Annotated in this window: 6 protein-coding genes; all 6 read left to right on the plus strand. The window is 62.6% G+C overall.

Annotated elements, in window-relative coordinates:
• Positions 1–1,913: DNA-binding protein (locus E5W87_RS21235; protein ID WP_292401788.1), on the plus strand; the 1,913-nt coding region annotated here is incomplete at its 5' end.
• Between the two features lie 91 nt (positions 1,914–2,004).
• The gene (locus E5W87_RS21240) at positions 2,005–2,838 is read left to right on the plus strand and encodes a DUF6088 family protein (RefSeq protein ID WP_292401800.1); all 834 of its coding nucleotides are present in this window, start codon (positions 2,005–2,007) and stop codon (positions 2,836–2,838) included.
• A complete protein-coding gene (locus E5W87_RS21245; RefSeq protein ID WP_292401791.1) occupies positions 2,835–3,914 on the plus strand; it encodes a nucleotidyl transferase AbiEii/AbiGii toxin family protein in 1,080 nt (359 codons plus the stop codon). Before E5W87_RS21240 ends, E5W87_RS21245 begins: the two co-directional genes overlap by 4 nt.
• Complete coding sequence (locus E5W87_RS21250) at positions 3,911–4,768, plus strand: DNA-binding response regulator (RefSeq protein ID WP_292401793.1); 858 nt, start codon at positions 3,911–3,913, stop codon at positions 4,766–4,768. Before E5W87_RS21245 ends, E5W87_RS21250 begins: the two co-directional genes overlap by 4 nt.
• A complete protein-coding gene (locus E5W87_RS21255; RefSeq protein WP_367118852.1) occupies positions 4,765–5,343 on the plus strand; it encodes a hypothetical protein in 579 nt (192 codons plus the stop codon). Before E5W87_RS21250 ends, E5W87_RS21255 begins: the two co-directional genes overlap by 4 nt.
• Before the next feature lies 1 nt (position 5,344).
• On the plus strand, positions 5,345–6,215 hold an 871-nt coding region (locus tag E5W87_RS21260; RefSeq protein ID WP_292401798.1), incomplete at its 3' end, for a UvrD-helicase domain-containing protein.

Below are 6,215 nucleotides of genomic sequence, written 5' to 3' on the forward strand. Positions count from 1 at the left end.
GTCTATCTGAGCTTGAAAACCCCGAAGAAGGCGCCACCCGGCGGGAAGCCATCTCGGCCGCGGAAGCCGCAGTCGAGGCCGCCAAATCGCACAGCGAAGCCTTGAAAGCCGCCGAGGCGGAAGCTGCCCTTGCCGCAATTCACCACGACGCGGCGCAGCAGGCCCTCGATAGTTTTCGGACCGCGCTCAAACGAGCCACGGATTTGCGCCAGCAGTCGATTATTGCGCAGCATCGCCGCACTGAGGTTCTCGATCGTCGCGCTTCAGCCATCGCCGAAAACGAACAGGCGATGGCCGAGGTTCAAGTAGCTGAACTGGAAGAGCGCGAAGCTCGCGAATTGCTCGCGCGGCTGGATGCGACCCTTTTGGCGCGTGACGCTGCCGAACAACTGGCCGGCTCGGACAACCGGTTGAAACAAGCCGAAGTCGCCAGAACTCAGATCGAAGATGGAGAGGCAGCACTGGCGATGCTGGCGGTGCCGGAACAGGCTGTCGAGCAACTGCAGGCGCTCGAAATCGAGATCGCCAGCCTTCGTGCAGCTCACCTGGCAACCCTGCCGACGCTATGCATGGAATACCGGGCCGCCGCCGCCGATTTGGTGACGATCGATGCCAAGCCCTTGCCCCATGCAGAAGACCAAAGCTTTGCTGGCACCGTGCGCCTGGATATTGCCGGCATCGGAGCCTTGACCCTGCGATCGAATCGGCCGCAGCAGGCCGACCGGACCATCGAAGACGCCGAAGCGAAGCACCGCAGCCTGCTTGCGTCCCTCGGTGTCGACAGCCTCAGGACGGCACGCCAGCGCCTGGTGGAAGCGCGCGACAAGGCTACCGAACTGGGCTTGGCGCGTCAGCGACTTGCCGATCTCGCGCCTAAGGGGATACAGCAATTGCACGAGGAGCTTGCTCTTCTGAGTGCCCTCGGGGCCGGGGACCTCGAACTCAAAGTCGATCCGCAACAGATCCGGCAGCATCATGCCGCAACCGAGCAGCGTGTGGCGACAACACGCAACAGCGTGCGCGAGGCCTTGCCTTTGCGCAGCCATGCTGACCAGGCTGTCATGGCCGTGGAGACGGCTTATGTCACCATCCAGGCGGAACTAACCAGCCTCGAGGTCATATTGGGACCCGATGCAGCGCGCGAGGAAAAGGAGCGCTTGCTGCTCACCGAGGCCACCGCACGACAAAAGCTGCGCGAAGCCGCCGAAATGCGCGCTGCTCCCCTGCGCGACGGCGCTCACGATCTCACCAGCGCCGAAGCCGTTCTGCGCCGCGCCCGTTCGGTTCAGGATGCCGCCACCCAGGAAGCAAGTCAGTTGCGTGTAACCCTGGCCGATCTCAATGGCCATATTCGCACTCGGTCCGACGACGCGGTGGAAGAAGCTTTGCGCGAGGCCACAGAAAAATTGGAAATCGCTGGAGAGCGAGCGAGACGCTTCGAACTCGAAAAAGCCGTCCTCGACCGGCTGCGCACGACGCTGGTCGCTGCGCGCTCGACGGCACGCGATCTTTATCTGAAGCCGGTCATGTCCGAGCTGCGACCGTTGCTTGGATTGCTATTCGATGACATCTCCATAGTGTTCGACGAGAACACACTGTTGCCGCAGACCATTCGCCGCAATGGTCAGGACGAGGATGTCGATAGGTTGAGTGGCGGCATGCGAGAACAGCTTTCGGTTCTGACCCGTCTGGCCTTCGCCCGTTTGCTTGCCCGCGACGGCCGGCCCACACCGGTTATCCTGGATGACGCTTTGGTTTATTCCGATGACGACCGCATCGAGCGCATGTTCGACGCTTTGCATCGTCAATCAAACGATCAGCAGATTCTCGTTTTCTCCTGCCGCCAACGCGCGTTCGCAAAACTCGGCGGAAACATTTTGCAGATGAGCGAATGGCAACCGGATCGGTCGTAAGCGGAGATGAGATGGCTCTGTCCGAAATTTGTATATTTGTTTCGGACAGGCTGCTTGTTGAGTGTCCGAAAAACGTCTACAATTTTCGGACATGAGCAGCGACTCGCCCGATCTGAAGACAGCCATGCTTGACCGCATCCGTGCCGACGCGCCGCGCACGGTGTGGACGCCCAGTGATTTCATGGATCTCGCCTCGCGGGACGCCGTCGATAAGGCGTTGCAGCGGTTGACGAAGGCGCAAACCCTCAGGCGGATTGATCGCGGGCTCTACGATCAGCCTGGCTTCAACAAGCTCACCCAAAAAACCAACCCGCCCGATCCGCGCTCGGTCATCGACGCCATTGGTCGACGCGACCAAACCCGGATGCTTGTCGATGGCATGACCGCAGCAAACGATCTGGGCCTGACCGACGCCGTCCCGGCAAAAATCGTGGTGCACACAGACGCCCGCCGTCGCGCGATCAAGCTCGGTAACGTCACGATCACCTTCCGTCCGACCGCGGCCAGCAAGCTGTTCTGGGCCGGGCGACCGGCGATGCGCGTCGTCCAGGCGCTTCACTGGCTCCGCGATCTCCTGGTCCGTGAAGGAGAGAGTGATCACGTCAAGCGCAAGCTCGCCAAGCTCTTCGAAGATCCCGTTGCGGGCCTAGCGCTGAAAGCTGACATCACTACGGGTAAGACGGCGCTGCCAACCTGGATGTGGGTGTTTCTCAAGCCGCTTGTCGAAAACGACGCTGGCGTTGGTGGTTGGCATGTCGGTGATGATGATCATGCTGGTGCCGATGCTGATCATGATCGTCAGCGACAACGAACGAGGGACGGCGACGACGATCACGCAGCCATCGGCCGACGGAAGCCGAAACCGCACTCTGCCGACAAGACACGAACCGCCAAGCGCGGCGCAACCCGGACCGCGAAGACATGAATGCGGCTTTCAACGAGGTCCTCGCGGCAGGGTCGGACACGATGTTAAGCGCCTTCGATACGACGGCGCTGCGCCTCGGCACGGCATCCCAGAATATCGAAAAGGACTTCTGGGTCTGCTGGACGCTGGATGCCTTGTTCAATGGACTGAAAGCGGGGGGACCCCGCCTTCTTTTCAAGGGCGGAACCTCCTTGTCCAAAGGCTTCGGTCTGATCAACCGCTTCTCAGAGGATATCGACGTCACGGTGTTTCGGGACGACATTGGCGAACCGGCGACCATCGAGGAGCTCGACGCGCTGAGTGGTAAGAAACGCAAGGCGCGCCTCGATGCGATCAAGGACGCCTGTCAAGCCTACATCAACGGCCCGCTACGCGCTGAGTTGACTCTGATCCTACAAGAAAGGCTCAAGGCCGCCGGCCTCGATACCGGGGCGGGACGCGTGGACGCCGACGATGCCGATCCCGATGGGCAGACGCTGCTGATCTGGTATCCGGCGGCGACGCCGCGATCGGATTACGTGCGAGCGGCGATCAAGATCGAGTCTGGCGCGAAATCCGCGCTCGACCCCAATAGCGAAGTGCCGATCAAACCCTATGTCGATGATGATCTGCCGGTGCTCGACCTGACCGTGCCGGCCGTGCGAACGGTCGACCCTGAACGCACCTTCTGGGATAAGATCGTCATCCTCCACGGGCTGCGACGCTGGTTCGACAAGCGCGGAGAGCTGCGTGGGGGCGGCCAGCGCGTGTCTCGACACTACTATGATCTGCACCAACTCGGCGCGACGCCGGTGGGCGACGCCGCCATCGCTAACAGCGCGCTCGGCGCGGACTGCGTCGCGCATGCCCGGATGTTCTTCAATCGACCGGACTTCGATCTCGCGAGCGCCGTGCCTGGCTCGTTCGCGCTTGCACCGCATGACGCCATGATCGAACAGTTGCGCGTCGATTACAGAGCAATGAAAGGGATGATCTTCGGCGATCCTCCGGAATTTGAGGCGGTGCTCGACAGCATCCGCTCGCTCGAGACGCGTCTGAACGAGAGGCGCGATATGGAAAGCGAGGCGGCGCGATGAACCAGCTGGAGGGAGCTGCCGACGCAGGGCAAGAGGCAGACGCTCAGCGCATGCGCCAAGCGGCACTAACACCGCTGCGCAAGCGACGCCTCAGCGGCGAACTCTACAAGCGCGACCAGAGGGTAGAAGCGCTCATCGCCGAACTGGCGGCCCTGTCGCGTGACGAGTTGATCGCCAACGCTGAAATCAGGAAGCGCTCCGACCCAGCCTACGTCCCCAGCGAATGTCTCGTCTATTTCATCCGCGCGAGCCGTCGCGATAACAACGAGATGTGGTTTGAGCGCCTCTATCGGATCCTGATTGAACGGGTAATGCGTAGTTTGTCCAGGGCGGAAAGCCCTGATGGCAAGACGGAATCGTTGACGCGCGGGGTCGTGCGCGACAAGGTATTCAGCCGGTTCGTCGAGCTGCTGTCGGCGGATCGCGCCGCCTATGTCGACAAGGTCGACTACTTCGAGGTGCGTTTCGACGGCGCGCTGGCTAGCCTGCGGCGCGATGCCCAGGAGCAGGCCTGGCGCGACGAGAATCGTTCCCGACCACTCGAATATGACGAAGAAAGCGGTGAGCTGTCACCGGAAGTCGAGGCGGCTGCCGGGGTTCACGACCCGTTCGCCTTGTCGGATTTAGACGATCCGGCTTACCGGTTGCGCCTAGATGCGGCGATTGCGGCTCTACCGATAGAACAAAGCAGGATCATTCACATGCTGAGACAGGGCTTCCCCATCGACTCAAAGGAGCCGGACGTCATGACCATCACCAGGGCCCTGGGCCGCTCCGAAAAGACCGTCCGAACTTATCGCGACAAAGCCTTCGCCGCCCTGCGGGCTGCCATGGCTGATGGAGAAGAGCGGTGAGTCCCGCAGGAGAACGTCCAGCCCGCGAGTCTGTGCTCGACGCGTTCGCGGTCGAGAGCGAGCCTGGCCGGTCAACCTTGGAGCGCTATTTGCGGCTTTACCCGGAATATGCCCAAGAGCTCGTTGACCTGTCGCGCGAGCTTAGCCGCGAAGTCTACGACGATGACCCGCCGCTGACCGCTGCCGATCAGGCCCTCCTCGACGCTGCCTGGTCGCAGCACGCGGCGGCCATGCCGGCGCCGCTGACGGACCCCTTCGCGGCGCTTACGGTCGCCGATTGGCGTGCCGTCGCCCAGCGTCTTGACGTGCCCCGGCAGGTCGTGACCGCGCTGCGCGAGCGACGGATCTCCTTCATCAGTATCCCGCGACGGTTTCTCGGAAGGTTGGCCGAGGCGGTGAGCAGTTCGATCACACAGTTGGAATTGTCCTGGGGTCCCGCGCAGCTGGCCGCCGGGCGCAGCTACAAGGCCGACGGCAAGCCGGCGATTGGCGGGCAGGTCACGTTCGAGCAGGTGCTGATCGACGCAGGCGTCCCGGCAGAGAAGCGCGCCCGGTTGTTGGCAGAGGCGGATTGATATGGACAGCGTGGAGCTCGCCAGGCAAGTCGCCGCAGCGCTTCATGCTCGCCTGGTTGCTTCCGGCGCCGATCCCTGGTCGCCCTATGACTTTGCTATCGCCGAGGCCAAGCGACGCGGGATTGATGTCGAACGGACGGCAGCTGGGGCAGCCATCCTCAATGGCGGCCGTGCGACCTTCGTCGCCGCCGACGATCTGATCCTTCACGAGAGTGGCGGTTCACCGTTCGAGCAAGCCTTCCTGGTCGCGCACGAGATTGGTCACGTCGAGCTCGGCGACGATCCTGAGGGCGAGCCGGTACCGACGATTGATCCCAGCCGCGCCGCAGAGCCGTCGCCGGTTGGAATGGATCGGGTTGTCGACTATGGCCGTAGGCAACGCCGTGAGGTCCAGATGGACCTGTTTGCGCGCGAGCTGCTGCTACCGCGAACCCTGGCGCGCGCACTTCATATTGACGAAGGGCTCTCCGCGTCCGCCATTGCCGCGAAAATCGGCGCGCCGTTCGAGATCGTCGCGCAACAGCTGTTCGACGCCTTGCTGCTGCCGCCGGTGCCTCCCGCGACAGCCACGACGCATGTCGAGCGGCCGCTGAATTCGCTGCAAGCTTCGGCCGCGGCACATCGCGGCGAAGCCTATCTGCTTGAGGCGGGTCCTGGCACTGGCAAGACGCAGACGTTGATCGCTCGCGTCGAAGGCGTTCTGGACGAGGGCGTCGATCCGCGGCGCATCTTGCTTCTGACCTTCTCGAACAAGGCGGCGGGCGAGATGGCGGAGCGGATCGCCCGCAAGCGGCCGGAGGCTGCTGCAGCGATGTGGATCGGCACGTTCCACGCATTCGGTCTCGATATCATCCGTCGTTTCCATATAGAAC

This window comes from Mesorhizobium sp. (assembly GCF_004962925.1).
Lineage (GTDB): Bacteria > Pseudomonadota > Alphaproteobacteria > Rhizobiales > Rhizobiaceae > Mesorhizobium.

What these genes read in the sequence shown, in the direction of transcription:
- E5W87_RS21240 (WP_292401800.1), top strand. Translation starts at nt 2,005, where the DNA reads ATGAGCAGCGACTCGCCCGATCTGAAGACAGCCATGCTTGACCGCATC.
- E5W87_RS21250 (WP_292401793.1), top strand. Translation starts at nt 3,911, where the DNA reads ATGAACCAGCTGGAGGGAGCTGCCGACGCAGGGCAAGAGGCAGACGCT.
- E5W87_RS21245 (WP_292401791.1), top strand. Translation starts at nt 2,835, where the DNA reads ATGAATGCGGCTTTCAACGAGGTCCTCGCGGCAGGGTCGGACACGATG.